This is a genomic window from Myxococcales bacterium (genome assembly GCA_016720545.1).
In the GTDB taxonomy this organism is placed as follows: domain Bacteria; phylum Myxococcota_A; class Polyangia; order Polyangiales; family Polyangiaceae; genus JAAFHV01.
The window spans coordinates 517,262-541,458 of sequence record JADKKK010000001.1; the positions used below are offsets into that span (position 1 = coordinate 517,262).

Annotated in this window: 22 protein-coding genes; 13 read left to right on the forward strand and 9 right to left on the reverse strand. The window is 72.2% G+C overall.

What is annotated here, in order from left to right:
* Nucleotides 1-55 precede the first annotated feature (55 nt).
* The gene (locus IPQ09_02125) at nt 56-1,234 is read left to right on the forward strand and encodes a glycosyltransferase (protein MBL0193019.1); all 1,179 of its coding nucleotides are present in this window, start codon (nt 56-58) and stop codon (nt 1,232-1,234) included.
* An 81-nt stretch (nt 1,235-1,315) separates the two neighbouring features.
* Here IPQ09_02125 and IPQ09_02130 read toward each other — a convergent pair whose 3' ends face one another.
* A complete protein-coding gene (locus IPQ09_02130; GenBank protein MBL0193020.1) occupies nt 1,316-2,863 on the reverse strand; it encodes a GMC family oxidoreductase in 1,548 nt (515 codons plus the stop codon).
* A complete protein-coding gene (locus tag IPQ09_02135; protein ID MBL0193021.1) occupies nt 2,860-3,252 on the reverse strand; it encodes a hypothetical protein in 393 nt (130 codons plus the stop codon). Before IPQ09_02135 ends, IPQ09_02130 begins: the two co-directional genes overlap by 4 nt.
* 131 nt (nt 3,253-3,383) lie before the next feature.
* On the opposite strand from IPQ09_02135, the gene IPQ09_02140 reads away from it, so the two are divergent.
* The 4 genes from IPQ09_02140 (at nt 3,384) to IPQ09_02155 (ending at nt 7,686) form a co-directional block, all read left to right on the forward strand.
* Nucleotides 3,384-5,987: a fused MFS/spermidine synthase gene (locus tag IPQ09_02140; protein ID MBL0193022.1), complete on the forward strand. Its 2,604-nt coding sequence runs from the start codon at nt 3,384-3,386 to the stop codon at nt 5,985-5,987.
* Nucleotides 5,988-6,523: 536 nt separating this feature from the next.
* Nucleotides 6,524-7,072: a hypothetical protein gene (locus IPQ09_02145; protein ID MBL0193023.1), complete on the forward strand. Its 549-nt coding sequence runs from the start codon at nt 6,524-6,526 to the stop codon at nt 7,070-7,072.
* A gap of 243 nt (nt 7,073-7,315) precedes the next feature.
* On the forward strand, nt 7,316-7,504 hold the full coding sequence (locus IPQ09_02150; GenBank protein MBL0193024.1) for a hypothetical protein: 189 nt from the start codon (nt 7,316-7,318) through the stop codon (nt 7,502-7,504).
* Entirely contained in the window at nt 7,462-7,686 is a 225-nt protein-coding gene (locus IPQ09_02155) for a hypothetical protein (GenBank protein ID MBL0193025.1), read from the forward strand. The genes IPQ09_02150 and IPQ09_02155 overlap by 43 nt, the downstream gene beginning before the upstream one ends.
* On the opposite strand, the gene IPQ09_02160 is transcribed toward IPQ09_02155, so the two are convergent.
* Nucleotides 7,676-8,626, reverse strand: coding sequence for an SUMF1/EgtB/PvdO family nonheme iron enzyme (locus IPQ09_02160; GenBank protein ID MBL0193026.1), 951 nt, complete (start codon nt 8,624-8,626; stop codon nt 7,676-7,678). The two genes, IPQ09_02155 and IPQ09_02160, sit on opposite strands and share 11 nt — an antisense overlap.
* 230 nt (nt 8,627-8,856) lie before the next feature.
* On the opposite strand from IPQ09_02160, the gene murA reads away from it, so the two are divergent.
* The 8 genes from murA (at nt 8,857) to IPQ09_02200 (ending at nt 17,333) form a co-directional block, all read left to right on the forward strand.
* The gene (gene murA / locus IPQ09_02165; protein MBL0193027.1) at nt 8,857-10,140 is read left to right on the forward strand and encodes a UDP-N-acetylglucosamine 1-carboxyvinyltransferase; all 1,284 of its coding nucleotides are present in this window, start codon (nt 8,857-8,859) and stop codon (nt 10,138-10,140) included.
* 98 nt (nt 10,141-10,238) lie between these two features.
* Entirely contained in the window at nt 10,239-12,680 is a 2,442-nt protein-coding gene (locus IPQ09_02170) for a serine/threonine protein kinase (GenBank protein ID MBL0193028.1), read from the forward strand.
* 135 nt (nt 12,681-12,815) lie between these two features.
* Nucleotides 12,816-13,931, forward strand: a complete 1,116-nt coding sequence (locus tag IPQ09_02175; protein ID MBL0193029.1) for a hypothetical protein — start codon at nt 12,816-12,818, stop codon at nt 13,929-13,931.
* Nucleotides 13,928-14,482 (forward strand): hypothetical protein, encoded by a 555-nt coding sequence (locus IPQ09_02180; GenBank protein MBL0193030.1) that lies wholly within the window; start codon nt 13,928-13,930, stop codon nt 14,480-14,482. Before IPQ09_02175 ends, IPQ09_02180 begins: the two co-directional genes overlap by 4 nt.
* A gap of 32 nt (nt 14,483-14,514) precedes the next feature.
* Complete coding sequence (locus IPQ09_02185) at nt 14,515-15,423, forward strand: SpoIIE family protein phosphatase (GenBank protein MBL0193031.1); 909 nt, start codon at nt 14,515-14,517, stop codon at nt 15,421-15,423.
* Nucleotides 15,420-15,953, forward strand: coding sequence for an ATP-binding protein (locus tag IPQ09_02190; protein MBL0193032.1), 534 nt, complete (start codon nt 15,420-15,422; stop codon nt 15,951-15,953). Before IPQ09_02185 ends, IPQ09_02190 begins: the two co-directional genes overlap by 4 nt.
* Nucleotides 15,950-16,360 (forward strand): hypothetical protein, encoded by a 411-nt coding sequence (locus tag IPQ09_02195; GenBank protein MBL0193033.1) that lies wholly within the window; start codon nt 15,950-15,952, stop codon nt 16,358-16,360. The genes IPQ09_02190 and IPQ09_02195 overlap by 4 nt, the downstream gene beginning before the upstream one ends.
* A 103-nt stretch (nt 16,361-16,463) precedes the next feature.
* Nucleotides 16,464-17,333 carry a hypothetical protein gene (locus IPQ09_02200; protein ID MBL0193034.1) on the forward strand — a complete coding sequence of 290 codons (870 nt, stop codon included), beginning with the start codon at nt 16,464-16,466 and terminating at the stop codon, nt 17,331-17,333.
* Between the two features lie 69 nt (nt 17,334-17,402).
* On the opposite strand, the gene IPQ09_02205 is transcribed toward IPQ09_02200, so the two are convergent.
* From IPQ09_02205 to IPQ09_02230, 6 genes are all read right to left on the reverse strand, one after another.
* The gene (locus IPQ09_02205) at nt 17,403-18,461 is read right to left on the reverse strand and encodes a proline dehydrogenase (GenBank protein MBL0193035.1); all 1,059 of its coding nucleotides are present in this window, start codon (nt 18,459-18,461) and stop codon (nt 17,403-17,405) included.
* Nucleotides 18,458-19,639: an acyl-protein synthetase gene (locus tag IPQ09_02210; protein MBL0193036.1), complete on the reverse strand. Its 1,182-nt coding sequence runs from the start codon at nt 19,637-19,639 to the stop codon at nt 18,458-18,460. The genes IPQ09_02205 and IPQ09_02210 overlap by 4 nt, the downstream gene beginning before the upstream one ends.
* Before the next feature lie 12 nt (nt 19,640-19,651).
* On the reverse strand, nt 19,652-20,764 hold the full coding sequence (locus IPQ09_02215; protein MBL0193037.1) for a hypothetical protein: 1,113 nt from the start codon (nt 20,762-20,764) through the stop codon (nt 19,652-19,654).
* Between the two features lie 73 nt (nt 20,765-20,837).
* Nucleotides 20,838-22,160, reverse strand: a complete 1,323-nt coding sequence (locus IPQ09_02220; protein MBL0193038.1) for an aspartate aminotransferase family protein — start codon at nt 22,158-22,160, stop codon at nt 20,838-20,840.
* On the reverse strand, nt 22,157-23,119 hold the full coding sequence (locus IPQ09_02225) for a diguanylate cyclase (protein MBL0193039.1): 963 nt from the start codon (nt 23,117-23,119) through the stop codon (nt 22,157-22,159). Before IPQ09_02225 ends, IPQ09_02220 begins: the two co-directional genes overlap by 4 nt.
* 94 nt (nt 23,120-23,213) lie before the next feature.
* Nucleotides 23,214-24,179 carry a tetraacyldisaccharide 4'-kinase gene (locus IPQ09_02230; protein ID MBL0193040.1) on the reverse strand — a complete coding sequence of 322 codons (966 nt, stop codon included), beginning with the start codon at nt 24,177-24,179 and terminating at the stop codon, nt 23,214-23,216.
* Between the last annotated feature and the right edge of the window lie 18 nt (nt 24,180-24,197).

Here is a 24,197-nt window from a genome sequence, read left to right on the forward strand (position 1 = left end):
GTCGCCGGGCGGGAGTCCCCTTTTATGCGGGTGCGCGAGGTCGTAGGGTGGTCGCGTGCGAGTCGTCGCCGTCACCCAAATCTGGCCGAACAGCCTCGAGCCGCTCGAGGCCGCCTTCAACCGTCAGCAGTTCCGTGAGCTCGCCAACCTGTGCGATCTCGAGGTCCTCGCCGCCGTCGCGAGCTTCCCGCTGGCGGGCGTCACCGGGCAGCCGCCGCGCCCCGCGAAGCTCGCCGCCCTCCCGGGAAGTGAGCTCGTCGCCGGAATACGTACGACCTATCTGAAGCAGCTCTACGTGCCCAAGGTCGGCGTGCCGATCGCGGTACCGCTCTACTTGGCGTCGGCCGCGCCCCATCGGGCGCTCCTCGCGTCAGCAGACGTGATCTTCGGCACTTGGGCGTACCCCGACTCGTGCGCGGCGGTGCTCCTCGCGCGCATGCTGGGCAAGCCGTCCGTCGTGAAGGTCCACGGGTCCGACCTGAACGTGATCGCCAAGCGGCCCAGCGCGCGCGCGGTGCTCTCGCGGGTGCTGCCCCAGGCCCACGCGCTCGTGTCGGTGTCGGAGCCGCTCTCGGACGAGCTCGCCCTGCTCGGGGTGGACCGCGCGCGCATTCACCTCGTCGGCAACGGCGTCGACGACGGGGTGTTTCGGCTGCAAGACAAGGCCGAGGCCCGGCGCGAGCTCGGCGTTGGCGTCGATCGTCGCGTGGTGTTCTTCGTCGGACGGCTCGAGCCGGCGAAAGGCATCGACGAGCTCATGACGGCGTGGGACCAGGTCGCGCGGGACGAGCCCTCGGCCACGCTCGTGCTCGCGGGCGACGGTGTGTCGCGCGTCAAGGTGGACCAGTGGGCCCGCGGCCACGGCGACGGCGTGCGCGTGCTCGGCGGTCAACCGCTCTCGGCCATCGCGCGGTGGCACGGGGCGAGCGATCTGTTCACGCTGCCGAGCTGGCGCGAGGGCACGCCGAACGCCGTCCTCGAGGCGCTCGCGAGCGGGCGGCCGGTGGTGGCCACGCGCGTCGGCGGCATCCCCGACGTGCTGCGCGATCCGGAGGCCGGCGCGCTCGTGCCCGCGAAAGATCCGGCCGCCCTGGCCGCGGCGCTCACGGCCGCGCTGCGCAAGCCCTGGGACGCCGAGGCGGTGCGCCGCACGGGCCCGGGCACCTGGCGCGAGAGCGCGGCGAAGCTCCACTCGGTGCTCGAGGGCGCGCTCCGCGGCTATTCGCGGCGATGATCTTCGAGCCCGGCGCAGCGCCGGGCTTCGCGCGAGGCCCCCCGGGCTCTCCCTGCTCCTGCCCGGCCTGAAGGCCGGCCGCTACGCGAGCAGCGCCTCGGCGAAGGTGGCGGCGAGGCCCATGATGGTGTGCTGCGGGTTCACGCCCAGGTTCGTGGGGATGACCGACGCGTCGGCGACGACCAGGCCCTCGTAGCCGTGCACCCGGCCGAGGCCGTCGACCACGCTGCGCTTCGGATCGGTGCCCATGACGCAGCCGCCGAACAGGTGGCTCAAGATCGCCACGTATTTTCGGGGATCGAGCGGCGCGTCTTTGAGAGTGTCGATCTGGTCGGCCGCGAGCTTGTAGGGCATCCCCGAGATGCCCGGGAGCACCGCCTTCGCGCCCGCCGCGACGTGCTGCTTGGCCACGAGCCACATGCCCTGGCGGAAGCGCTCCATGTCGGCAGGATTGAGTGTATAATGCACCACTGGATTACCAAGCAGTGACGAGGTGATCTTCCCCACTGACTCGGCGCGCACCGCGTGACACCACATGGCGATGTGTCGGTATTCGGAGAGGCGCCGCATGAGCTCGACTCCCCCGCCCGAGAGGCGACTGGCCACGAGCTCGAAGGGTATCGCGAGGGTCTCGAGCTTGAGCCCGGGCTCGTCGCGGAAGCCGGTGCTCGCCCACCCCTGCGTGGCGCCGAGGTTCATGTCGACCGGCTCGTCGTAGCAGCCAAACACCCCCGTGCCCGGGTGCGCGCGGAAGTGGGCGCCGAGCGCGGGCAGGCGCACCCCCGAGCGCATGAGCAGCACCGGAGAGTGGGTGACCGAGGCCGCCACGACGACGCCCTTGCGCGCGCGCACGTCGAACCGAGTCCCCTCGCGCCGCGTGCGCGGGTGCACGAAGCGGCCCGAGACGCCCACCGCGCGGCGGCCCTCGAGCACCACGTGGCTCACCGGCGCAGACGAGAGCACGAGCCCGCCACGGGCGAGGGTCTCGGGCACGTAGTTCAGGTTCGTGCTCTGCTTTTTCAGCGAGCGGCAGCCCTGGAGGCACTGCCCCGAGCCCACACACCCGGCGACGTAGCGCCGCATGACGTGCGACTCCTTGAACCCCAGCGCCTCGGCGCCCGCGATGGCGAGCAGGTTCGCGCGCCCGAGCGCCGCGGCGGGCACCTCCTCGACCGAGAGCTCACGCTCGATGCGCGCCTGGTGCGCGCGCACCGGCCCCTCGAGCCCGGTGACGCCGTGCTCGCGCGCCCACTGGGCGAAGATGTCGCCCGGCGTGGGTACGCAGATGGCGCTGTTCACGACGGTGGTGCCGCCCATCGTGCGAGCCTGCACCACGGGCCAGAGCGCGCGGCCCATGGTGACCTGGGCGCCCCAGTCGTCCATGAGGTCGCGCATGCCGCCGTACACCGAGTGGGGATAATGTTCGGGATCGCGCCACGCGCCGGCCTCCACGAGCGCCACGCTGGCGCCGCCGCGGGCGAGGGTGACCGCGGCGGTGGCGCCGCCCGCCCCCGAGCCCACGACCACGTAGTCGACCTCCGCCTGGAAGTGGTGCTCCTCCTTGCTGCGATAGGCCACGTGGCGCCCCGAGGGAGGCGTCGCTCGCAGAGGCGCGTGCCGAGCGCTCACTCGGTCCTCCAGGTGTCGGGATCGGGGGGGAGCGCTCGGAGGCCGAGGCGCGCGCGCACCTCGGCGCCCTGGCCCCACGCGAGCCCGGCCACGAGCTTGAGCAGGAAGATCGCCTGGCGCACCACGTAGCTGTCGGTCTGGGCGATCGCGTGCGCGTGCTTGTCGCCGAGGCGCGGCGAGAGCGCGAACGCGGGGACCGGCACGCCCACGGTGAACACGGGGGTCAGGTGAAACACGATCGCCCCGAGCACGACCCCGAACCACACGAGGGGCGTGGTCTCCTCGCGGTAGCGCTCGAGGAAGGCGTCGAGCCCGCAGTCTTCGGCGCCCGGCAGCTCGTCGGTGCGGGGGTAGAGCAGCACGATCGCGGACCGCACGAGAGCAAGCACGCGCCGAGTCTAGCACCCCCGTGGGCGTTTCACGCTCCTGGCGAACCGAACGGGGGCACGCGCCCGCGCGGCGCGAGCCCCTCGAGCCCCGAGTCGAGCGAGCCGTGAGCGAGCCGTGCGATAGTGCCGGCATGCGCGCGCGCGATCTCGGCGTCACCTCGCTCTTCTTTCTCTCGGGCACGAGCGGGCTCGTGTTCGAGGTCGTGTGGCTCCGGTACCTCACGCTGGTGGTTGGCCACACCACGTTCGCCGCGAGCGTGGTGGTGTCGGGCTTCCTCGGGGGCTTGGCGCTCGGAAGCTATGTCTTCGGGCGATGGGCGGGCCGCGTGTCGCGCCCGCTGCGGGCGTACGCGGGGCTCGAGCTCGCGACGGGCCTCTCGGCGCTGGTGTTCACGTGGCTGCTCCGCGACGCGTCGCGCCTCGCGGCGCTCTTGGGCGCGCCGGGCGGTGGCCCCCTCCCCGTGCGCGTGCTGCTGGCGGTCGCCCTGGTGGCGCCGCCGGCGTTCGTCATGGGCGGCACCCTGCCGCTCCTCACGCGCTTCGTCGCGCGGGAGCTGCCGGAGGTGGGGCGGCGCTTCGGGCTCCTCTACGGGGTCAACACGCTCGGCGCGGCGACCGGCGCGGCGCTCGCGGGAATCTGGGTCATCGGGGCGTACGGGGTGTGGCGGGCCGCCGCCGCCGCCGCCGCCGTGAACCTGCTCGTGGCAGCGGTCTCCTTCGCGGTCTCGCACAGCGTGGAGCGCGCTCTTCCCGAGGCCGAGGCCGGCGAGGCCACCGCGACCGAAGACGCCAAGACCGACGCGACCGACGCGACCGACGCGACCGAACCGCCTCCGCTAGACCGCGCGGGCCGCCTGTTCGTCGTCGCGTTCGCGGTCGCGGGGTTCACCTCGATTGGCTACGAGGTGCTCTGGTTTCGAGTGATTGGCATGTTCGTCCACTCCACGTCCTATGCCTTCTCCATGTCGCTCGTGGCCTTTCTGCTCGGCCTCGTGCTCGGCTCGCTGCTCTATTCCACGCGGCTCGCGGGCCGCTACCGGGACGTCGACATCTTCGCCACGGCGCAGCTCTTGCTCGCGTTCCTCGGGCTGCTCTCGATGGTCCTCCTCGGGCACTCGGGCGCGCTCGGCGAGGGGCTCCGCGCGCTCCTGCCCGGCGAGGGCACGCACATCGCCCGCATGCTGCTCCACGCCGCGATCGTGATGCTCGTGCCCTCCACGGTGATCGGCGTCGTGTTCCCGTGCGTGGTGCAGCTCACCACCACCCACCTACGGGCGGCCGGGCGCACCGTAGGTCTGCTCTATTCCGTGAACACACTGGGCGGGATCGCGGGATCGTTCGTAGTGGGCTTCGTGGCCATTCCGCTCGTGGGCACTCAGTGGTCGTTCGTGGCGATGGCGGCCGCGAACGCCGCCGTCGCGGCGCTCCTCGTGCGGTCGGACCCGGGCGCCGAGACCCGCGTGAGGGCGCGCACCTACGTCGCGGCCCTCGCGCTCGCGCCGCTCTCGCTGCTCGCCGTGCCGCCGGGCTGGCTCGTGGGGCAGTGGCTGAGAGGAACTCCAGGCACGCCGCTCGACGTGAAGGAGGGGCGCGACGGCGTGGTGGCCGTGCTCTCGCACTCCTACGAGGAGGACTGCAGAGGCAAGCCCGACTGCCCCGCCGAGTGCGCGGCGAAGCCGTGGAGCTTCCGGCAGCTCAAGTTCGGCTCGGTGTCGTACGCGACCACCTCGGTGCTGGGCCGGCGCTACATGACGACGCTCGCGAACCTGCCCATGCTGAGCCACCCGGCCCCCAAGGACGCGCTCCTCGTGTGCTTCGGCACGGGGACCACCGCCGGCACCTTCGCGGGGTACGCCGAGCTCGGCTCGCTCACGATCGTCGACGTGAGCCCGGAGGTGTTCGCGGCGGCGCCCTACTTCGAGTCCGAGAACCACGGCGTGCTCCGCGATCCCCGCACGAAGGTGGTGCTCGACGACGGGCGCCACTTCCTCGCTGCGCACCCCGAGGCGCGCTTCGACGTGATCTCGTTCGAGCCGCCGCCGCCCATCTCCGCGGGCACCGTGAGCCTCTACACGCGCGAGCTCTACGCGCTCATGGCGGCGCGCCTCCGCCCGGGCGGCCTCGTCACGCAGTGGATCCCGATGCAAGAGCAGTCGGACACGCAGAACCGCATGCTCGTGCGGAGCATGCTCGAGACCTTCGCCGACGTGTCGCTGTGGATGCCGTCGATGAACGAGGCTGTGCTCCTCGCCTCGAGCGAGCCCGTCGCGCTCGACCTCGCGCGGTGGCGCGCGCGGTGGGAAGAGCCCCGGGTGCGCGAGACGCTGGCGCGCTCGGGCTTCTCCGGGCCCGCCGCGCTGCTCGGCACGTTCGTGGCCGATCGGGCGGCCCTCGAGCGCTACGCCGCCGGCCACGCGGCGGTGACCGACGATCTCCCGGTGGTCGAGTATCCGCTCCAGCGGCGCGTGCCGGCCTTCGACGTCGCGACGCTGTACGCCGACCACGCGAGCCCCCTCGACCACGCGGTCTCAGTGCGCGACGAGGAGCGCGCGCGGCTTCCGGCCGAGCGCGCCGCGAGCGAAAAAATGGCGCTCGCGGCGCGCGAGCACTTCGCGGGCCGCCGCGCCGCGGCCACCGCGCTCGTGGGGGAGGCGGAGGCGCTCGCCGGCCCCACGGCGTACACGGAGCTCTTTGGCCACTCGCTCTACCCGTGTGTGCTCCGCGCAGAGCGCTAAGTGGCATAGAGGCGCGACCGGCGAGCGCGTCCGCGAAACCTTTGACGGCCTGCTAGCGCTCCCGCGGCCTCGATGGGACTCTGCTACCCTCCCCGTGATGCGCGACGACCGAGCTCCGGCGCCCTCCTCGTACGGGCCCGCGGGCCCGATGTCGGCGGCCGGGATCGGCGTCCCTCCTCCCCCGGCGAGCGGCCTCGCGGCGTGGCTCCCGGGCCTCTGGGTGCTCCGCCACTTCCAGCACGCGTGGTTGCGTGACGACGTCGTGGCGGGGCGCGGGCCCGGGGCTGCTCCCCGGCGGGCGCTCGCCGGGCGGGGCGCGGGGGGGGGGGGGGGGGGGGCGGGCGGGGCCGGGGGGGCGGGGCGGGCGCGGGGGGCCGGGGGGGCCGGGGGGGGGGGGGGCGGGGGGGGCCGCGGCCTGGCTCGGCGACGGCGGCTGCTCGGATCGCGCGGGCTGGCCGGCTCGCGCTGTTCACGGCCCCTACGCCGGCCCGGGGCGCGCGGCCCCCCGGCCTGCCCTCGAAGCCAGTGCAGGTTACATGAATGGGATGGGCCTCGCCGTGCTCGTGGCGCAGCTGCCCAAGCTCTGCGGGTTCTCGGCGGGCGGCGACAGCGTCCCCGAGACGGCAGCGCTCTTCGTACGCGGATGGCTCGCGGGCCGCGTGAAGCCCGAGGCCGTGGTGATCGGCGGCGCCTGCCTCGTGCTCATCCTCGCGCTCCGGGCGGTGGCCCCCAAGCTCCCGGGGGTGCTCTTCGCGGTGGTCGGCGCCACGCTCGCGGTGACGTGGCCGGCGGGCGCGCGCGCGGGCGCGGTGCCCCTCTGCCGTGCCCTCTCCGAGCTCGGGGATCTGGCCCTGGCGGGCGCGGGCATCGCCCTCGTCTCGTTCGCGGACACGAGCGTGCTGTCGCGCACGTTCGCCGCCCGAAACCGCTTGGTCGTCCGACCGCAGTCTCGGCCCGGCGCGGCGAACCTGTCGCGGGCTTCTCGCGGTTCCCCATCAGCAGCAGCTCGTCGCGCACCCCCGTCGCCGAGTCGGCGGGCTCGCGCACCCAGCTCACGGGGGTGGTGGGGGCCCTCGCGATCGTGACGCTGCTCGTCGCCGCGCCGTCGCTCCTGCGCAATCTCCCCACCACCGCCCTGCCCAAGCGGCGTCGCGCGTGCGGTCTTCTATCGCCGCCGCCCGGCTGTCGATCGTCGCGTTCCCCGCGGTCGCGCTCGGCGCCCCTCAGGCGCGCCCCCTGTCGCTGCGCTTCATCCGCCGCGCGTGGCTCACACGCCCACGGCGTGAAGGGGCCCCAGGGGCCCGACCGCGCGCCAGGTGCCGGGGCTCATGCTCTATCGGTGGGACGCCCCGCTCTTCTTCGCCAACGCCGACACCTTCCGGGAGCGCATCGTCACCGCGGTGGACGACGCGGAGGGCGGCATCCTCTGGGTCGTGGTGGCGGCCGAGCCCACACCGACGCGACCGCCGCCGAGATGCCCCGAGCCCGCCGCGGGCGAGCCGCTGCGTTCGCGCTGAAGGACCCGGTCAAAGACCGCCTGGAGCGGTACGGCCTGGGAAAGAAGATAGGCCACGAGTTCTTCTTCCCGACGATCGGCGTCGCGGTGAGGTCGTTCCTGGAGCGAAACCAGCTCGAGTGGACCGACTGGGAGGAAGGATCCAAGCCCGGGGCCGAGCCGCCTCCAGCCGTCAAGGAGTGACGTCGGCGCAGCAGCGGAAGCCGGTCGAGTAGTCGTGGTACGTGTAGCCGTGCGCGCTGGTGCGGTACGCGCAGCCGTCGCCGTGCTGTGAAGTGTCCAGCCAGTAGCCGCCCTGGAACGTGCCGTTCGGATCGGCGGTCCACTCGTGGAGGTTGCCGACCATGTCGAAGGCGCCGAGGTCGTTCACGCAGTCGGGGGAGGCGCCGGTCTTCGCGACGCCGCCCTCGAGCTGGTTGTTGCGGGGGTCGTTCAGCTCGGCGAGGCCCCAGCCGCGGCTCATCGTCGCGGCGTGGTAGGTCAACATGGGCGTCGCGCCGTGGTCGTGGCACTTCCCAGGCGCGCGCACGGGGCCGTACGGGTACGCGTAGCCCTCGCTGCCGCCGCACGCCGCGCGCCACTCCACGGGCTGGCAGAGCCGCTTGCCCGCGGCCGCGCACGCGCGCTCCGCCTGCGAGGCGCTGATGTAGCCCTGCGGGACGACGCCGGCCACACTCTGTGCAATGTACACGCTTCCCGCGACGGGCGTGTGGTACGGCGAGTGCGGTCGGAGCGTGCCGTCCGGGAGCCGCTCGACGAGCGAGCCCTCGTATTTGTCGACGCAGAAGCGCGAGGCGAAGCTCACCATGTCGGCCGGGCACCGCGCCCCCGGACGGGCGGCGGGCAAGGTGCCCTCGGCGACGGGGTTCAGCCGGGACGGGACGTAGGTCGCGATGGCGTGCTCGACCGAGCCCGGGCTCCCCGCCGGGACGCGCCGGCGCGCGCCGGAGAACGCCGGCTCGAGGGCCGCGCGCGCGGCGGCCACCTGCGCGCGGCACGCGGGCGGGGCGCTCTCGGGCGGCGCGGCCTCCACGACCGACGCGGGCCCGAGGACCGCGACCATCGCGAGGCAAGCGACGACGCGAGCGCCCGCCGAGGCGACCTGGGTGCGACGCGAGGCCATGCCCTGTCGGTAGCACCGCGCGGCGGCTGCGGCCAAGCGGCGAACGCCGGCGGGGGAGGGGCGTCGTCTCGGTAGGGGGGAGGCGGCGGGCCGCGGCCGGCGCGCACGGCCCGCGTCTCGGCGGAGGGCGCGAGGCGCGCCCTGAGGGGGCGGGGACACACGCGCTCACACCTCCCCACAACCCCGCGTTCCCGGTAGCCTTTCCGCCGAATCTCGGGCAAAGAGCCACGATGGACGCCATTCGAGTTCGCGGCAGCGCGACCCCCCTCCGCGGTCGAGTGCGGGTCAGCGGTGCGAAGAACGCTGCGCTCCCCATCCTGTGCGCGACGCTCCTCTCGGACGGCGAGAGCCGCCTCCGCAACGTGCCCCGCCTCCGCGACATCGAGACCACAGCCGCGCTCCTGCGCTTCATGGGGCGCGACGTCTCGGTCGCCACGCCGGAGGTGATCGTGGCGGCCGGGAGCAACGTCCGCCCCGAGGCGCCCTACGAGCTCGTCAAGCAGATGCGGGCCAGCGTCATGGTGCTCGGGCCGCTGCTCGCGCGCTTCGGCCGCGCGAAGGTCTCGCTCCCGGGCGGCTGCGCGATCGGCGCGCGCCCCATCGATCAGCACCTGAAGGCGCTCGAGGCGATGGGCGCGACGATCCGCCTCGACCGCGGCTACGTCATCGCCGAGGGGCCCGGCGGCGGGCGGCTGCGGGGCGCGGAGGTGGTGTTCGATCTGCCGACGGTCACCGGCACCGAGAACATCATGATGGCCGCGGCGCTTGCCAAGGGCACGAGCGTGCTCGTGAACGCGGCGCGCGAGCCCGAGGTCGAGGAGCTCGGCCGCATCTTGAACAAGATGGGCGCGCAGGTCTCCGGGGCGGGCACCGACGTCATCGAGATCACCGGGGTCGAGCCCGGCGCGCTCGCGCCGTTCGACCACGCGGTGATCCCCGACCGCATCGAGGCGGGCACGTACATGATCGCCGCGGCGATGCACGAGGGCAGCGACGTGGTGCTCGAGGGCGCGGAGTGGGACGACCTCGAGGCGCTGTCGCTGAAGATGCGCTCGGCCGGCGTCCAGGTGACGGGCGAGGGCCGCGACATTCGCGTGCGCCGCGCCGGCCCGCTCCGCCCCGTGAACGTCACCACCGCGCCGCACCCCGGCTTCCCCACCGACATGCAGGCGCAGTTCATGGTGCTCATGTGCTGCGCGCAGGGCGAGAGCGTCATCACCGAGACCATCTTCGAGAACCGCTTCATGCACGTCCCGGAGCTGCAGCGCATGGGCGCGAGCGTGGCCCTCCGCGGTCACACGGCGGTCGTGCAGGGCGTGCCCCGGCTCTATGGCGCCAGCGTGATGGCGACCGATCTGCGCGCGAGCGCCTCGCTCGTCGTCGCGGGGCTCGTGGCCGAGGGCGAGACCGAGGTGCGCCGCGTCTACCACCTCGACCGCGGCTACGAGGAGCTCGAGAAGAAGCTCTCCGCGCTGGGCGCGGACGTCGCTCGCGTGAAGGGCGCCGAGGGCTGAGCTCGGGCGCTGAACCTCCGTCACGCCCTCGCGACGCGGAGGCGCGGCGCTACGTGAAATCGCGCGGCCCGCAGGAAATGCGTTAGCCTCGCTGCGACATGAGCTTTCTGCAGCCCGGGAGCGTCTTCGGCAAGGATTTTCGCATCATCCGGCACCTGTCGTCGGGCGGCATGGGCTCGGTGTTCGTGGTCGAGCAGCTCTCCACCGGGAAAGAGCGCGCGCTCAAGGTGATGCACACGGAGTTCTCCACCGACGAGGCTCACCGCACTCGGTTCGAGAGCGAGGCCCGGGTGTCCGCATCGATCGAGAGCGACCACGTGGTGGAGGTGCTCGCCGCGGGCGTCGACGCCGAGTCGAACATCCCTTGGCTCGTGATGGAGCTGCTCCGTGGCGAGACGCTGGACGACCACGTCACGCACCGCGGCCCCATGACCATCAGCGCGGTCCGCGAGTGCGCGAAACAGCTCCGCCACGCGCTCGAACAGGCGCACCTCCTCGGCCTCGTGCACCGCGACCTCAAGCCCGAGAACCTGTTCCTGGCGAGCGCTCGCCGTGAAGACGTCCCGTTCACCCTGAAGATCCTCGACTTCGGCATCGCCAAATGGGCGCAGGAGGCCAAGGGCACGCTGAAGAACTCGCAGATGCTCGGCTCTCCGCTGTGGATGGCGCCCGAGCAGCTCCAGACGGGCGCGCTCATCTCGCCGGCGACCGACGTGTGGGCGCTGGGTCTCATCGCGTACTTCCTGCTCACCGGCACGCACTACTGGGCGACGGCGAACAGCCCGGATCCGAGCATCACCGGCCTGCTCATCGAGATCGCGAGCAGCCCGATGACGCCCCCTTCGGAGCGCGCGGCGCAGTTCGCGCCGCGATCGCCGGTGCCCGAGGGCTTCGACGCTTGGTTCGCGCGCACGACCCACCGCACCATGTCCGCGCGTTTCGAGCACGCGGGCCCGTGCCTCGAGGCGTTCATCGCGCTCATCGAGGAAGCCCAGGGCGCGGCCGCCACCACGCTGCCGATCATTCCGCGGGCGGAGCCCTCGTTCGGCGCGTCGCTCACCGGCGCCGAGGACCCCGAGATGCTCCTCCGCATCGCGCGGGTCTACGAGCTGCGCGACACCGACCGACCGCGCGCCGTCGAGGCGTACCGCCGCGTCCTCTCGGTGGCGCCTCGGTCCCGCGAGGCATTCGATGCACTCTGCACGCTCCTCGAGAGCATGTCGCGCTGGGACGAGCTCGCCACTTTGCTCGCCGACGAGGCCGCCGCGGCGCGCGCGAACGCGACCGGGCGGGTCGCGGCCGCCCTTTGGCTCCGCCTCGCGGCCGTCCGCCGAGCGCACCTCGCCGACCCCGAGGGCGAGCACCAGGCGCTGCTCGCGGCGTTCGACGCCGAGCCGCTGAACCGCGCGGTGACCGCCGCGCTCGTGACGAGCCTCGCCGCGCGCGGCGATTTCCTCGGCGTCGAGGCGCTGCTCGCCCGCGCGCGCAGCGCGGGTCAGACCGGGCGCTTCCTCGACGAGCTCGCGGGCGACGCGGCCTCCGCACGAGGCGACCTGGCGAGCGCCGAGGCCGCCTACGGCCGCGCGGTCGTGGACGACGTGGGCGACGTGGCCCCCGCGAACGAGAGCGAGCTCGCCCTGCTCGCGAAGCTCGCCCGAGTGAGCGGCGGCACCGGCTCCACCGCCGCGGCCGAGGTGCGCGCGCGGTGGACGCGCGTGCTCGAGGTCGACCTCATGCACGCCGAGGCCTGGGCGGCGCTCCTCGCCCTCCTCGGCGAGAAGGGCTCGCCGACCGACCTCCGCATGGTGGCTGACGCGGCGGTGACCACTCTCGGCGACGCGGCCCCCCCGAGCGCGCGGGAGGTGCTCGGGAAGCCCGCACCCAAGGCCGCGCCGCTGTCGATCCACACCGACATCCTCCGAGCCCTCGCGGACGGCGAGCTCGGCGACGCCGAGGCCACCCGCGCCGAAGTAGCCGCCGCGCCACCGCGGAGGCCGCTCGCGTCGTTCGGCCTCAGCCTGAAGGAGCTCGTCGACCCCATGACGAGCTCGAGGGCGCTCCTCACGAAGGCCATGCCCATCTACCGGCAGCTCTCGGCCGCGAGCGCCGCGCTGGACCTGACGTCGAGCCGCAAGGTCTACTTCAAAGAAGGCCAGGGCGGCTTCCAGCGCCTGTGGAGCGAGCCTCCGACGGTCGTCATCGGCGCGGACATCGCGGCGTGGACCCCCGACGAAATCACCTTCGCCGCGTTCGAGTTGCTGGCGGGCACCCGACCCGAGCTCGAGCTGCACCTTGCCTTCCAGCAGCTCACGTCGCCGAGCGAGCCCTCCGAGGGCGCACGTCGCTACCTCGTGGCCGCGGAGCGCGTCGCAGCGCGCCTCGGCCTCCTCGCGGCGCGCTCGCTGCTCGCGGCGGCCCGACCGCTGGCCGCCCGCGGAGGTCCTCACGTGCTCGCAGCCACCGCGTTGCAGGCCGAGCTCGCGCTCTTTGTCGCTTCGGGCGCCGCCGCGAAAATCCTCGCGCAAGCGCTGGACGGCTGAGGTGCCTCGGCTTCCCGGCCCGGCCGAACTTTGTGGCGAGCGCGCCGTCATGTCGGCTACGCTCCCGTGCGAACTTTCCACGAGGCCCGCGAGGGTGCCGGCCTCGCTCAGCGCCAAACTTCACGCAGGGTCTCGATGATTTACGAGTCGATGTATGAAGGACTCCGCGATGCCTGCGCGAACTTCGATTTGCGCCGAGAGCGGCTGGCGAAGTCTGCGATAGAGCGCTGGCTCGAGCCCGCGGTCGGCCCCTCGCTCTCCAGCGACAAGCTCATCTCGCACATCATCGCGGACGCCATGCTTCGCCGCATGGACCACCGCCTCGTCGAGTCGAAGAACATCTACCTCGAGAGCTTCGACATCTCGCAGATCGAGCTCTTCTACGCGATGACGAAGGGGTACCCGCAGGTCCCCAAGGCGCACGACATCGCGAACCAGTACCTCGTCCACGAGCTCGCGCAGCACGAGCGCGCGTCCTTCGTGGAGATCGGCATCGGGCGCGGGCTCCAGGTGAAGGGCGTGATCGAGCGGCTCGCGCAGGCGCCGGGCAAGCTCCGCGACCTCACGGTGCTCGCCATCGACCCCGACGTGGGCAACCTCTCGGCGTCGCGGGCGCTCCTCGAGGGGCTCGGGGACCTCCCCTTCGCGTTCCGCGTGCACACGAAGGAGGGCCTCCTCGAGCGGTTCGACCGCGCCGACTTCGCCGATCTCGCCAGCACCGCGGGCGAGGTGTGCGTGATGAACTCGGCCTACACGATCCACCACACGGTGCACCCGCTGAACAACCAGTCCCTTCGGACCGACCTGTTCCGGTCACTGCGCGAAGCGTTTCGGCCGCGGCTGTTCACCCTCGTGGAGCCGAACGCGAACCACGACACCGAGCACCTCGGCTCGCGCCTCCGCGCGTGCTTCGAGCACTTCGGCACGGTGTTCGATCTCGTCGATCGCTCCGGTCTCACGCCGGAGGAGAAGTTCGTCATCAAAGAGAAGTTCTTCGGACGCGAGATCCGCGACATCTTCGGCACGAGCGACGCCTTCCGATGCGAGCGACACGAGACCGTCGACTCGTGGCTCCTCCGCCTGGTGAAGTCCGGGTGGGAGCCCTACGGCGAGCTCGGCACGATCGACGTGCGACTGCCTACTTACTGCTCTGCCGCGGTCGACGATGGCCTCGTCCGTCTCGGCTATCGCGGCCTGCCTCTGCTCGCCGTCTTCGCGTATCGCGGGAGCCACCTCCAGGGAAAACCATGACCGACAGCGAGAGCAGCGTCCCCCTTTCGGCGCAAATGCAGGTGCACGGAGCGCTCATGGTGGGCTTCGCGCAGGCGTGCGTGAACCTCAATATCGTGGCGGGCCGCGACGCGACGAACTTCATCAAGGAGCTCCAGATCAACGACTGGTATCCGCTCACCGAGTGGGAGCGCCTCCAGGAGCTGGTGGTCCGCTCGTATGGGAACGTCGACCCCATCATGGTGAAGGTTGGGATCGCCATGATGACGGGCTGGTACCACTTCGGGCCGGGCAAGGGCATCGTGCGCAAGGGTGTGAGCTTCCTGCACTTCCAGACGGGCTCCGGTGGCTTCGCGAGCGTGGTCCGCGGTCCCGAGCGCGTGGTGGGCTCGTTCGAGCTCGAGCTCTTCGACAAGGCGAACGGGCGCGCGGTGGTGCACTCGACGACGCCGTTCAACCGAAAAATGGAGTGCGGGGTGCTGATCGGCGGCATGCTGGCGCCAGGCGACATCGACTACATCGACGTGCGGAACGACGAAGATCCGAACCACCTCGTGGTGGAGTTTCACTGATGAGCACCTCACCGCTGACACTCGAAGACGTCATGTCCCGTGACGACACGGAGCTCCTCAGCCGGATCTCCGAGAAGGAGCTCACCCGGCTCTACTGGAAGTTCCGGGGGCTCGCCAAGACGCTCGAGCGCGACACCGCGTTCTGGAGCTCGACCAACGAGAACCTGAAGGTGGCGTACGAGCAGCTCGACGAGAAAGAGCGCGAGCTCGCCGCCGCCTATCACATCATCCGCGAAGACCTGGAGGTCGCCCAGAGCGTGCAAGCCGCGCTGCTGCCGCGCATGTTCGCGACCATGGCCTCGGAGCTCGAGCTCAGCGTTTACCACAAGCAGCTCACCGAGGTCGGCGGCGACTACTACGACTACTTCCGCACGGCCTCCGACCGCTACGCGATCGGCGTGTTCGACATCTCCGGCCACGGCGTGAGCTCCGCCCTCGTCATGGCGTACTTGAAGGCGCAGTTCATGACCATCATGGAGCGCCTGGAGGACCCGGCGGAAATCGTGGAGTGGGTCAACAAGGCCTCCTTCGAGTTTCTGCGCGAGGTGCGAAAGTACGCGACCGTGAACTTCGTCACCTTCGCAGAGGAGTCGCTCACCTACGTGTGCGGCGGCGGCTACGGGCTGCTCCTCGCGGCGAGCGGAGAAGAGTACGACCTCGAGAAGCGCAATCACTTCCTCGGGCTGCGCCAGAAGCCCTACGTCGAGACGCAGCTGCCCTTCGTGGTGGGCGACCTCCTCGTGCTCTACACCGACGGCATGGTCGAAGCGCAGAACGCGGACGGCCGCGACTACACGGTCGCGCGGCTGAACGGGCTCATTCGCCAGAACCGCGCCCTGCCCACCGAAGAGATCGTGCGGCTCTGCGTGGAAGACTACCAAGCCTTCCGCTCCCAAGACTCCGACGACATCACGCTGCTGGTCGCGAGGAAGACGGCATGAGCCCCGAAGCATCGACACCGCTCTCCGAGCTGGACGAGCGGACTCTCGCCACAACGACCACCCGCCTGCGACTCACCGTGGGGCCGCTCGACCACGTCACCGGCGATCTCGCCGGGCTCGTCGGCGAGCACGCGCTCCAGCTCCTGGGGATGTTCTACCCGAGGAACGTGGCCCGGAAGGCCAACGTGGTCGTCACCGAGCTGGTCACCAACGTGTTCGAGAACATCTACGACCCCAAGTCGAGCTTCGATCTCGAGCTCGACGCCGGCCCCACGGGGCTCGTCATCGGTGTACGAAACCAGGTCACGCCGGAGCAGTACGCGAAGGTGAAGGCGCGCGTGGACCTCATTCGAGACACCCCCGACCTGCGGGCCATGGTCGCGAACACGATACGCGAGCGACGCAAGGAGCGACTGAAGGGGGGCCTCGGGCTCATGCGCCTCGCTCAGGAGAACAAGTTTGATATCGGCATCGCGTATCAGGACGGGGCCATGACTGTGACGGCGACCTACACGGCGGTGCAATCATGAAGGTCATCACCTTCGGCGAGATCGTGGACGGCGGCGCGAGCGTCTTCCACTCGGTAGCGACCCTCGATGCCCGTTCGCTCAAGCACCGGTTCGAGGGCGTCATTCGGGTCGACAACCCGTATCGATTCTTGAAGAGCCACATCGACGAGCTCGGCGTGAAGCTCCAGGATCTCAATCTCCAGGAAATCATCATCGATTTCACGGACTTGCGATTCTGCAACTCGAACGGGTTCTACGTCATCATGGACGTCGTCGAGGCGCTCTACCTCGGCTCAGGCGACGCGAAGGTCATCGTGCGGCGCATCGACGACGACGATTGGCAGCGGGAGACCCTGCCGATCCTCCTCAACGTCGACGACGAAGCCATCGGCCGACGCACGAGCTTCGAGAACGTCCGCGAGGCTTAGCAGCCCGTTCCTTCCCGTCGAGCTCCGCCGCCGCGATCCCCGCGCGGCAGGAGTTGCGATCGGTCAAGTCTAGGGGCGCGGCGTTTCCCTCAAGATGTTTGGAATGTCCCGGATGTCCCGCTTCACCGCGGCGCTCGTCGCGCTCGCGCTCGCGCTCGGCGCCAGAGAGTCCCTCGCCGCCTGCCCTGTCGGGCTCGCCGTGAAGGTGGACAACGACCTGCCAGGCAGCGGCTACTCGGAGGTCAAGCCCGAGAACTGGGAGAGCCACAACGTCGACGCGTGCCACGGCACCTACCGCTACTTGAGCCAGTACATCGGCGATCGGACGCGCAAGGGCAAGGCCATCTGGCAGCCCAGGATCACCGTCGCGGGCTTCTACGAAGTGACGGCGAGCTACCGCGGCTCGGTCAACCGCACGAATGATGCAGACTACACACTCTACGACGACAAGGGGCTCGTCACCCGCGCGAGCGTCGATCAGTCCGCGAGCTCCGGCTGCACACGAAAGGCGGTCGGCACGGCGTTCTGCGCGGTCGGCGGGGCCTGCCGCCTCGTGCTGGATGGGGACGACGGGAAGAGCGACGCCGCCGACGAGGCCACGTTCGTCCTCAAGGCGTGCGAGGTGCCCGACGCGGGCGTGCCCGACGCGGGCGTGCCCGACGCGGGCGTGCCCGACGCGAGCATGCCCGACGCAGCGACTCCCAGCCAGCCCGACGCGGGCGTGCCCGACGCGAGCATGCCCGACGCGAGCCGACCCGAGTCGCGCGAGGCCGGCACGGACACCGGGCCGCCGCCCCCCAACGGAGCTGACGCGTCATCGACGCCTCGCCCGCTGGGCGAGCCGCGAACGCTCGCTCCGCCCGACGATGAAGGCGGGTGCAGCAGCAGTGGCGGAACCCGCGGAGCGCCAGCGGGGTCGGCCCTCCTGGTTGGGAGCGCCCTCCTCCTCGGCTCGCGCCGCAGGCGTCGCTGAGGGCCGGTCCCGTCGTCCTCGCTCCTCTCGGTCCAACGGAGCTGGCCCGGAGACCTCACGAGGCTCTCCTCACGAGGGCGTGAGCCAGACGTCCCGACCATCGACCGGGCCGTCGAGGGGTGGACGTTGCATTCGCCCGAGCTCGGCGACGCGCGCCCATGGGGGCGCGACGGCGCGCGCCATGCCGAGGTCGCTGGCCCCGAGCGTCACCACAGCGCGGCCGAGCGAGGCGACGCGAGCGTGAGCCTCGGATGGATCGCGGACTGCCACGACGGAGAGGTTTCGCCCCGGCGGAAACAGGAGCAGCGGCGCGCCCCCGTCGAGCTCGGGGACGGCCACGAGCGCCCCTGCCGGGCCCTCGTGCACCTCACCGACGAGGAGCGCCGTGTCGCGCGCGCGGAGACGCTCGGCCCGCTCGGCCGCAGAGAGCGCGCCCGCGGGGACGTGGGTCTCCCACGAGGCGAGGGCCGCCGCGAGGGCGGCCGCGAGATCTCGCGCGCGCGCGGGCTCGCCGATCGACAGCGCGATCCGCGGGCTCAGGCAGCCGCGCTGGTCGAACGCGACGAGGTCCTCCGCGAGCGCGAGCGCGGCGGGCTCGAGGGGAGCCTCCCTAGACACCACGGCCACGCCCAGCCCCGCTCCGTGCGCCCACAGAGGCAGGCCGCGCTCGCGCAGGATGGCGCGGAGGCTCTCGTCGCGGCCGTACGCGTGCACGACGGAGGCCCCGGCGGCGTCGGAGAGCGACTCGACGAGCGTGACGTCGGGAGCGCCGAGGCGCTCGACGAGCGCAGCGGCGAAATGAGGCTCCCGGCGGGAGGGACGCACGTACACGCGGGGCGACGCGGCGCAGGCCAAGCAGAGGGCGCGGAGCGAGGCGGTGAAGACGTTCGCGGAGAGCACGACGGCCACGGCAGCTGCCGGGCGGACGGCCGCGAGGAGGCGCGCGAGCTCGTCGGGCCTGACCTCGCGCTCGAGGCAGCGCTCGATCCCGAACCGCACGCCCTCCGGGGAGAGGCCCGTGCTCTCGACGAGGCGCCGCTCCAGGCGCGGATCGGGGCGAGCCGCCAGGTCGGCCGCGACACCGACGAGCGCCCGCACCCGCGCGGCCGCACGCGCATCCGCGTTCACGGCTCGCTCGCGCCGCGAGCGCCGCCGAGCAGCTCGTCGATCGCGATCGAGCAGCCCCTGGGTGGGGCGAGGGGCGAGCGCCCGAGGAGCGCGAAGCCGCCCTCGACGCGCCGCACCTGGTCTTGAGTCTGCACCGCGAACGCGCTGTCGACGTTGAGGAGGTCTTCGATGCGCGCGAGGCCGATCTCACCGTCAGGTACCGGGCAGAGCGACTCGGGGTCGACCGGCACGACGCGGGCCCAGGGAGGCTCGATGTACACCCCGTGCGGCGTGCCCGCCGCGAGGAGCGTGCCTTCGTAGAACTGGCTGGAGAGCTCGGTCATGCCGTATTCGCACACGACGGCGCGCTCCGGCAGGCCGAACGCGCGAGCGAGCGCCGCGCGGAGCTCGGCCGCCGGGATCTCGCGCGAGCGCCCCTTGAAGCCGCCCGTCTGCATGAGCCGGCTGCCCGGCGGGAGGTGGAGGGCTCGGTCGCCGATCGCGTCGAGCAGGTGCACGAACGCGAAGCTCGTTCCGAGCACCACCGCCGGCTCGCCGCGCGCGGCGAGAGAAGCCACCCGCGCCTCGAGCGCATCGACCGCCACCTCCACCGCTGCACCGTCGCGCGGCGCGCCCAGGAAGTAGGCCTCTGCGCCGGCGAGCGGGGCGCAGAGCTCGGCGACGAAGCGGGCCAGCATATGGCCGAGCGAGGAGTCGGGGGCGAGCGCCGGCGGCGGCGCGAGCACGATCGCGTGCGGCGGCGCGCCAAGGCCCGCGAAGAGCGCGTGGCGACCAAACGCGACGGCGCCGGCGTCGTACGTGCGCGTGTGCCGCATCGCGTGCGCGCCCCGGGCGCCGCTCGACGTGCCGCTGGTGCGGAACGTGATCGTCGCGGCCTGCGGCGAGAAGCTTGCAAGATGCATGTGTCGAAAGGCGTCGGTGGGCACCGCGGGCAGCTCGTCCGCGCGGGTCACGCGGGCGAGGTCCACGCCGCGTGCGCGGCCGAGCCGCGCGAGCCCTGGCACACGCGACGCTTGGAAACGCGCGAGGTCCACCGCGAGCGCGTCGTAGGGCTCAGGTGACGTGCGCCTCTCGGTGAACGCGCGAACGAACGCCTGAGCGCGCGTGTGGAGGCGCTCACTCTCGGGATCGCGCAGGCGCTCGCTCGGGTCGTCGTGGAGCTGGCCGGGTGAGCCCATCCGCGCGGCGACTCAGTACCCGCGGCGGGCGAGATCGAACGCCACGTTGCGGTAGAAGCGCACGTGGTCGAAGCCGGTGCGCCGGTCGTACGTGTCGTCCTTGATCTGGCCCACCTCGTCGAAGTGATCCGCGGGAATGCAGCCACGAAAGTTGCCGTACTTCGCGCTGTCGACCGTGGCCATTCCGTCGTTCGGGATGAGGCTCCCGCCGTGCGCGACGATCGCGGCGACCGGGACGAGCAGCGGGTCCATGACGTCACGCCGGTAGCGGTAGGTCTCGAGCCTGTCGCCGCAGGCCGGGTAGTCCTTCCAGTTGCGGACGCCGCCCACGTTGCTCACGCCGGCCCACGACTGGTAGTACACGCGCGCGTCGTCGCGGTTCCGGGCGTTGAAGCTCTCGGAGCTCGACTCGGCCAGGGCGGTCAGCGCGGCGCGGATATTGGAGTCGCGCGCGAGATCGGCGCTGGTGAAGGTCATGCCGAACGCCTTGAACAGCTTGTTCAGCGCGTCGTCCGACTTGGTGGCGTCGAGCACGTTCAGGCCGACGTCGGCGATGTGGCTGCCGCGGTGGGGCGTGGAGACCGTGGTGAGCGACGCGACGCGATCGCCGTAGCCGAGCTGGGAGATGAGCACGCGGCAGTCGAGTCCGCCCATGCTGTGCGCGACGAGGTTCACGCGGCGCGGATCGCAGCCCGCGGTCGTGCGGCACTGCTCGAGCGCGGCGTCTACGTGCTTGACCAGCTCCTTCGCGCGGACTTCGGGCGAGTTGAACGGCTGGACACGGCCTTCGACCACGAGGTGGCCGTCGCGGCGGAGGGCGTCGGCCACTCGGTGAAACGCCCACACGTTGGTGAACGAGGGGCTCGCCGAGTCCGTGCCCATGAAGCCGTGGGCGAGCACGATCGCGTGCTTCGCGGGGCGACCGGAGGGGACGGCGCCTTGCACCGGAGCGGGGCTCAGCAGCGCCTGCTCTTCGGTGAGCTCCGACTCGTCCGGCTCGGCGTCGCTCGAGGCCTCGGCCGAGCAACCCAGCCCCGCGCCGCCCGCGCCGGCGGACCCGAGGAGGAGGCACGAGGTGAAGACCCCCGCCAACACACGCCCCACGCCGCGTCTTTCACCGCTCATGCCGACCTCCCGAAACGGGCAAACCTAGTGCAAACAGTGCGCGCGCGCCGCGAAATTCTGCCGGCGGGACCGCTCACGGTTCGCGCGGGGGCGCGTGGGCGGCCTGGAGCGCCTCCACGAAAGGCCCAATGCGCGCCTCGGGGAGGGTGAGCGGCGGCGACAGCGTGAGGACATCGCCCGACACGCCTCCCGTGAGCGTGAGCCAGCCGCCCCGGAGGAGGCGTCGAGAGACCGCCAAGGCCCTCGCGGCCGAGCCGAGGTGGACGCCCAGCATGAGCCCCCGCCCGGTGACCGTGAACCCGGCGGCGCGCAGCGCGCCTTGGAGCGCGGCGCCGACGCTGTGTGCGCGCGCAGGGAGCCCGAGCCGCTCGATCTCGGCGAGCGCCACGAGCGCCGCCTCGCACGCGGGAGGCGCGCCGAAATGAGTCGCGGTGTGGATCGCCGCGCCGCCGTGCGCGCCCCACGCCTCCATCGCGCCGGCGCTCCCGACGCAGGCCGAGATGGGATAGCCCGCGCCCAGCCCCTTTCCGAGGCACACGAGATCGGGGGTGCACTCGGACAGCGACGCGAGCCACGCCCCCGAGCGGCCGAGGCCCGTCCAGATCTCGTCGGCGGCGAGCAGCGCGCCGAATTCTGTGCAGAGTGCACGCAACTCGCGCAGAAAACCGGATGGCGGCTCGAGGCACCCTCCCCTGCCGAGCAGCGGCTCGACGAGGACGAGGCCCACGTCGCCCGCAGCGAGCGCCGCGCGCACCGAGGAGAGGCTCCGGTCGAGCTCGCCGGCGCCGCGGACGTCGGCGCGCGGGTACGGTGCAAACGTCACGCGCTCGCCGAGCTGGCCTGCGAAGGGTGCCCGGAACGCCGACGAGAGCCCGCAGGCCGCGAGCGGGCCGTGCGAGAGCCCGTGGTAGGCGCCGTCGAAGGCGACCACGCCGGGCCGCCCGGTCGCCAGCACCGCGGTCTTCATGGCCGCGGTGACCGCGTCCGCCCCGGAGAGGCCGAGCAGCACGCGCGCGCCCTCGACCGGGTAGAGCGCCGCGATGGCCTCGCAGGCGCGCACCTTCGCCTCGGAGGGGAACACGTCGCCGAGCGCGAGCGGCAGGCGCCCGAGCTGCTCGACCAGGGCGGCGGTGAGCGCCGCGGGCGCGTGCCCGAGAACGAGCGCGCCGAAGCCACCGACGAGATCGACGTAGCGATTGCCGTCCACGTCCCACACGAGGTCGCCCTCGCCGCGCTCGAACACCACGGGGGCCTGCTCCTCGCCGCTCGAGGCGCCGCGGGCCGCGCGGCGCGCGTCGAACGCGGGGCACTCGCGCGCGGCGAGGCGCGCTCCAAGCTCCCGCGAGCGCGGGCCGGGCACGGCCGTGCGGAGGAGCGGCCCGGCGTGCGGGCTCACGGTTCGGCGACGACGACGCGATTTCGGCCGCCGCGCTTCGCGTCGTAGAGGCGCTCGTCGGCCTCCTTGATGAGGTCGAGCCCCGTCTTGTGGCTCTCCCGGAGGCGCGCCAAGCCGATCGACACGGTGACGGGGATGGTCTCGTTCTGGAAGACGAAGCGGGCCGCCTCAACCCGCTGTCGCACGTCGTGGGCGAGCTGCGTCGCGCCCTCGAGCGTGGTCTCCGGGAGGAGCACCGCGAACTCTTCGCCCCCGTACCGCGCGAAGACCTCGTCGCGTCGGATGCGCGCCTGCACGAGCCGCGCGAGCTCCTTCAGCACGTGATCGCCAGCCAGGTGCCCGTGCGTGTCGTTGATCTTCTTGAAGTGGTCGATGTCGAACATGATGAGGCACATGTCGCGCTCGTGGCGCCGCGCCCGCATCATTTCCTTGTCGAGAGACTCGAGCAGGTAGCGCTTCACGTGCGCCTGCGTGAGCCCATCGATGATGGTCATTCGGTAGATTTCTTCGTGGTACTGGGACTCGACGTCCTGCCCCGACAGATACTTGAAGATCGTGGGCCCGACCTTCACCCGGTCGCCGTTGGTCAGGGCGCACTCGCGGACGATCTGGTCGTCGTTCACGTAGGTGCCGTTGGTGGAGCCGTCGTCCACGGCGTGCCACGCGGAGCCCCGCTGCTCGAAGTGCACGTGCCGGCGCGAGACCGAGTCACCCTCGAGGACGATGTGGTTTTCCGGCCCCCGGCCGATGCGGAGCGGGCTCATATCGAGGACGAAGCGCTTGCCGAGGAGCGTCGGCTCCTTCGTGTAGATCACGACCAGACAGTCGCCGCCGCCAGGACCGAGGTCCCCCGCGGGCTTCTGCACGATGGCGGTAACCCTCGTCTTTTCGTCGCCGTCGCCGTTCAAAAGAGCCCCTGCTGCAAGACGCAGCCCTCCACCTCCGACGGTACCCCGCATCGCGCGCCGTGGTCAAGGCGCCCGACCCCGCGCTCGTCGCCGCTTTTTCCAGTCTTTCCGCGAAGAAGCGGTCTACATGCACACACACGGTGCTTCACTGGGCGCCGGCGCCGGCGACGAGCCACGCGAGGCGATAGCGCAACGTGCCGGGCAGACCGACCCGGTGCCGGAGAAGGGCGACGGGGCGCCCGCCGAGCGCCGCCACGTCGAGGAGCGGTCCTTTCTCCGTCGCGACCCACACGTCGAGCCGATGGATGGCGCCGAGCGCGGCCGCGCGCGCCTCATCGGCCGGCGCGAGGACGCCGTGGTTGCCGAGCGCCAGGGTGATGCGGGGGGCGCTCCCGGCAGAGGCGAGCGCCTCCACGACCCGCGTCGGGCGGCCGATGGCGGTGGCGAGCCCGTAACGCAAGCCAGACAGCGCCCCGAGGTCCCAGGCCCCGCGGACGAGCTCGAGCGACTCGGCCGACGGTAGCCCGACGACCACGGTCGCGTCGGCGCGAGCGCCGAGGACCAACGCGAGCGGGCCGAGCCCCCGCGAGGGCGCGGGAGGACGCGCGAGCACCGAGAGGCTCCTCGCGCCGCGCGGCGCCGCGCGCCCACCGTCGAGCACGAGCGCACGCGCGCCTTGGGCGACGGCGAGCGCCGCCGCGTGCGCCCGACTGGGCCCAACGAACACGGTCGCGCCCTCGACGTGCGCGAGGACGCGCGCCGCGACCACCGCCTCGTCGCCCACGAGCCGCGCGGAGGTGCTCGACGACACGTGGACGGCGTCCGTGGCGGCGCCCCCGTAGCCGTGCCCGACGAGGGCGGTGGGTACGCCGAGGCTGCAGAGGTGCTCCACGCAGGCGACGGCGACCGGCGTCTTGCCGGAGCCGCCGAGCAGGGCCCCGAAGACCCCGACCGTGGGCGCGCGCACCGGCAGCGCCACGCGCCGCTGGGACCGCGCGAGCACCAGCGGCGACGTGAGCGCCTCGAGCGCGAGCCCTGCGACGCCCCCCTCGTCGAGCCACGCTTCGACCCGCCGTCGGGCGGTGCGTTCGAGGTGGGCGCGCGACGTCACCGCCTACCGATAGCCGAC

Excerpts from the sequence above, each read along its gene's own strand:
- IPQ09_02140 (MBL0193022.1), top strand. The coding sequence starts at position 3,384 with ATGCGCGCGCGCGATCTCGGCGTCACCTCGCTCTTCTTTCTCTCGGGC.
- IPQ09_02145 (MBL0193023.1), top strand. The coding sequence starts at position 6,524 with ATGAATGGGATGGGCCTCGCCGTGCTCGTGGCGCAGCTGCCCAAGCTC.
- IPQ09_02150 (MBL0193024.1), top strand. The coding sequence starts at position 7,316 with ATGCTCTATCGGTGGGACGCCCCGCTCTTCTTCGCCAACGCCGACACC.
- IPQ09_02155 (MBL0193025.1), top strand. The coding sequence starts at position 7,462 with ATGCCCCGAGCCCGCCGCGGGCGAGCCGCTGCGTTCGCGCTGAAGGAC.
- IPQ09_02160 (MBL0193026.1), bottom strand. The coding sequence starts at position 8,626 with ATGGCCTCGCGTCGCACCCAGGTCGCCTCGGCGGGCGCTCGCGTCGTC.
- murA (MBL0193027.1), top strand. The coding sequence starts at position 8,857 with ATGGACGCCATTCGAGTTCGCGGCAGCGCGACCCCCCTCCGCGGTCGA.
- IPQ09_02170 (MBL0193028.1), top strand. The coding sequence starts at position 10,239 with ATGAGCTTTCTGCAGCCCGGGAGCGTCTTCGGCAAGGATTTTCGCATC.
- IPQ09_02175 (MBL0193029.1), top strand. The coding sequence starts at position 12,816 with ATGATTTACGAGTCGATGTATGAAGGACTCCGCGATGCCTGCGCGAAC.
- IPQ09_02180 (MBL0193030.1), top strand. The coding sequence starts at position 13,928 with ATGACCGACAGCGAGAGCAGCGTCCCCCTTTCGGCGCAAATGCAGGTG.
- IPQ09_02185 (MBL0193031.1), top strand. The coding sequence starts at position 14,515 with ATGTCCCGTGACGACACGGAGCTCCTCAGCCGGATCTCCGAGAAGGAG.
- IPQ09_02190 (MBL0193032.1), top strand. The coding sequence starts at position 15,420 with ATGAGCCCCGAAGCATCGACACCGCTCTCCGAGCTGGACGAGCGGACT.
- IPQ09_02195 (MBL0193033.1), top strand. The coding sequence starts at position 15,950 with ATGAAGGTCATCACCTTCGGCGAGATCGTGGACGGCGGCGCGAGCGTC.
- IPQ09_02200 (MBL0193034.1), top strand. The coding sequence starts at position 16,464 with ATGTCCCGGATGTCCCGCTTCACCGCGGCGCTCGTCGCGCTCGCGCTC.
- IPQ09_02210 (MBL0193036.1), bottom strand. The coding sequence starts at position 19,639 with ATGGGCTCACCCGGCCAGCTCCACGACGACCCGAGCGAGCGCCTGCGC.
- IPQ09_02215 (MBL0193037.1), bottom strand. The coding sequence starts at position 20,764 with ATGAGCGGTGAAAGACGCGGCGTGGGGCGTGTGTTGGCGGGGGTCTTC.
- IPQ09_02225 (MBL0193039.1), bottom strand. The coding sequence starts at position 23,119 with ATGCGGGGTACCGTCGGAGGTGGAGGGCTGCGTCTTGCAGCAGGGGCT.